The 2,602-nt window shown below is 54.3% G+C and carries 2 protein-coding genes and 1 pseudogene; all 3 read left to right on the top strand.

Annotation, left to right across the window (positions count from 1 at the left end):
- Window positions 1–229: molybdopterin-dependent oxidoreductase (locus PAT3040_RS38690; protein ID WP_258235001.1), on the top strand; the 229-nt coding region annotated here is incomplete at its 5' end.
- 36 nt (window positions 230–265) lie between these two features.
- Window positions 266–1,183, top strand: a complete 918-nt coding sequence (locus PAT3040_RS16210; protein ID WP_307719168.1) for a helix-turn-helix transcriptional regulator — start codon at window positions 266–268, stop codon at window positions 1,181–1,183.
- A gap of 127 nt (window positions 1,184–1,310) precedes the next feature.
- Window positions 1,311–2,602, top strand: a pseudogene (locus tag PAT3040_RS16205) (alpha-glucosidase/alpha-galactosidase); the annotation flags it as partial.

Below are 2,602 nucleotides of genomic sequence, written 5' to 3'. Positions count from 1 at the left end.
GCCGCTGACGGACAAACATGGCTGGCCGATGCGGCTCGTCGTACCTCATCTCTACTTCTGGAAAAGCGCCAAGTGGATTACCGGCATCGAATTTATGAAGGAGGACCGTCCCGGCTTCTGGGAGCAGAACGGCTTCCATAATTATGCCGATCCCTTTAAGGAAGAGCGGTTCTCCAGCGAAGAATTTCACATGCCAGAGGATGAATGGCTGAAGGAGGAGTTTGATTAATATGTATTTGCCGATGTACGAGGCGGTGCAAGCTTTATGAGCAATGATCCGGCGCCAAGCTTCGGCCTGTTCAAGCGCGAATGGATGAACAGCGAGCTGCATCCGCTAGTTTATGCGTACTACTACAAGCAATGGTCGGACTACTCGATGGATTATCATACGCATGACTCCATCGAGATCATGTACGTCATTACTGGCGAGTGCCGAATCGAGACGGATTCGGCGCCCGCGTATTCTTCATCTTCCCACACGCTTAGAAGAAGCGACTTCATCGTACTGGATGCCAACGTTCCTCACCGACTCATTGTGGACGATCGCGGGCCGTGCCGGATGCTCAACATCGAGTTTACGATGCGGGAGAAAGCTACAGGTCTGCCCTCGCTCCGAGCGCTGGCTAACGAGGATCCTCTCGTGGCGGAGCTGACGGAAGAGAAGTCGCCGGTGCTCGTGCTGCGGGACAATGACGAGCTGTATCCGCTGCTCAAAAGTCTTGTGTTGGAGTTGGATGCCGGCGAGCGGAGGCGGGAAATGCGGACGGGTCTGCTGTTCGCTCAGTTGTTCGTAACCTTGGCCCACATTCGCAAGGAATCGCTTAAGGTCGAAGAAAATCCGATCCATCTTTATGTGAAAGCGGCCGTTCATTACATTCATCACAATTACGATCGCGATATACAAGTAAAAGACATCGCCGCTTCCGTCAATCTGCATCCCGGATACTTGCACCGCATTTTTCGGGAAGGCACGGGCGAGACTGTGACGGCTTACCTCAACGAAGTCCGAATGGCCAAAGCGAAAATGCTTCTGGGTCAGACGGATATTCCAGTCGCCGATATTTGCGATTATGTCGGGGTAGGGAGCCGCCCATACTTCCATGCCATGTTCAAAAAACATACCGGCATGACGCCGATCGCTTATCGGAATTCCTTGCAAACCCATAAGTATTCCATCGAATAAGTGACGATTTCTAACACCTCTTCCGCGAGCTCGTCAGGATATTGATAACGGTTTCTTCTTTGTGTTGCTACAATAGGGATGAGAAACACATACCCAGTTGTCAACCATTAGAGAAGGAGTTGATTTTATGTCTTCTTTCAAAATTACATTCATCGGTGCGGGTTCGATCGGATTTACGAGAGGGTTGTTGCGCGACCTGCTGTCGGTGCCGGAGTTCGCGAATACGGAAGTAGCGTTTACGGACATTAACGAACATAACTTGCGTATGGTGACGGAATTATGCCAGCGCGATATCGACGAAAACGGTCTGTCCATCCGAATTCAGGCGACCACGGATCGCCGGGAAGCGCTGCAAGGGGCCAAATACGTGATCTGTACGATTCGCGCCGGCGGTTTGGAGGCATTTGCGACGGATATCGACATCCCGCTAAAGTATGGCGTCGATCAATGTGTCGGAGATACGTTAAGCGCGGGAGGCATCATGTACGGTCAACGCGGCATTGCCGCGATGCTGGACATCTGCCGTGATATTCGGGAATGCGCGTCTGAGGACGTGCTTCTGCTCAATTACGCCAATCCCATGGCGATGCTGACTTGGGCATGCAACAAGTACGGCGGCGTTCGCACGATCGGCCTGTGCCACGGCGTGCAGGGCGGACACTGGCAAATCGCGACGGCTTTCGGGCTCCAGAAGAAGGAAGTGGATATTATCTGCGCCGGCATTAACCATCAGACCTGGTACATCTCCATCAAGCACAAGGGGGAGGACTTGACCGGCAGGCTGCTGGAAGCATTCGAGAACCACGAGGATTTCAGCCGAACGGAAAAGGTGCGTATCGACATGCTGCGCCGCTTCGGGTACTACAGTACGGAATCCAATGGACATCTGAGCGAATACGTGCCATGGTACCGGAAACGTCCGGAGGAGATCGGAGATTGGATCGACCTCGGTTCGTGGATCAACGGGGAGACCGGCGGTTACTTGCGAGTAAGCACGGAAGGGCGCAACTGGTTCGAGACGGACTTCCCGAACTGGATGAAGGAGCCCGCGTACGAGTACAAAGGCGAGAAACGCGGCGAGGAGCACGGCAGCTACATCATCGAAAGCCTGGAGACGGGGCGGGTGTATCGAGGCCACTTCAACGTCGTCAACAACGGCGTCATCTCCAATCTGCCACATGACGCCATTATCGAGGCGCCGGGTTACGTGGATCGCAACGGCATCTCCATGCCGCATGTCGGCGAGCTGCCGCTAGGCCCTGCAGCGGTTTGCAACGTGAGCATCTCCGTGCAGCGATTAGCTGTGGAGGCGGCGGTGAGCGGCGACGATCAATTGCTGCGCCAGGCGTTTATGATGGACCCTCTGGTGGGTGCGGTATGCAACCCCAAAGAAATCTGGCAGATGGTCGACGAGATGCT

The organism is Paenibacillus agaridevorans, assembly GCF_003112455.1.
Classification (GTDB): Bacteria; Bacillota; Bacilli; order Paenibacillales; family Paenibacillaceae; genus Pristimantibacillus; species Pristimantibacillus agaridevorans.
Note: the sequence above shows the minus strand (reverse complement) of the source record. Positions and strands in the feature narration are given on the sequence as shown.

What these genes read in the sequence shown, in the direction of transcription:
- PAT3040_RS16210 (WP_307719168.1), top strand. Translation starts at nt 266, where the DNA reads ATGAGCAATGATCCGGCGCCAAGCTTCGGCCTGTTCAAGCGCGAATGG.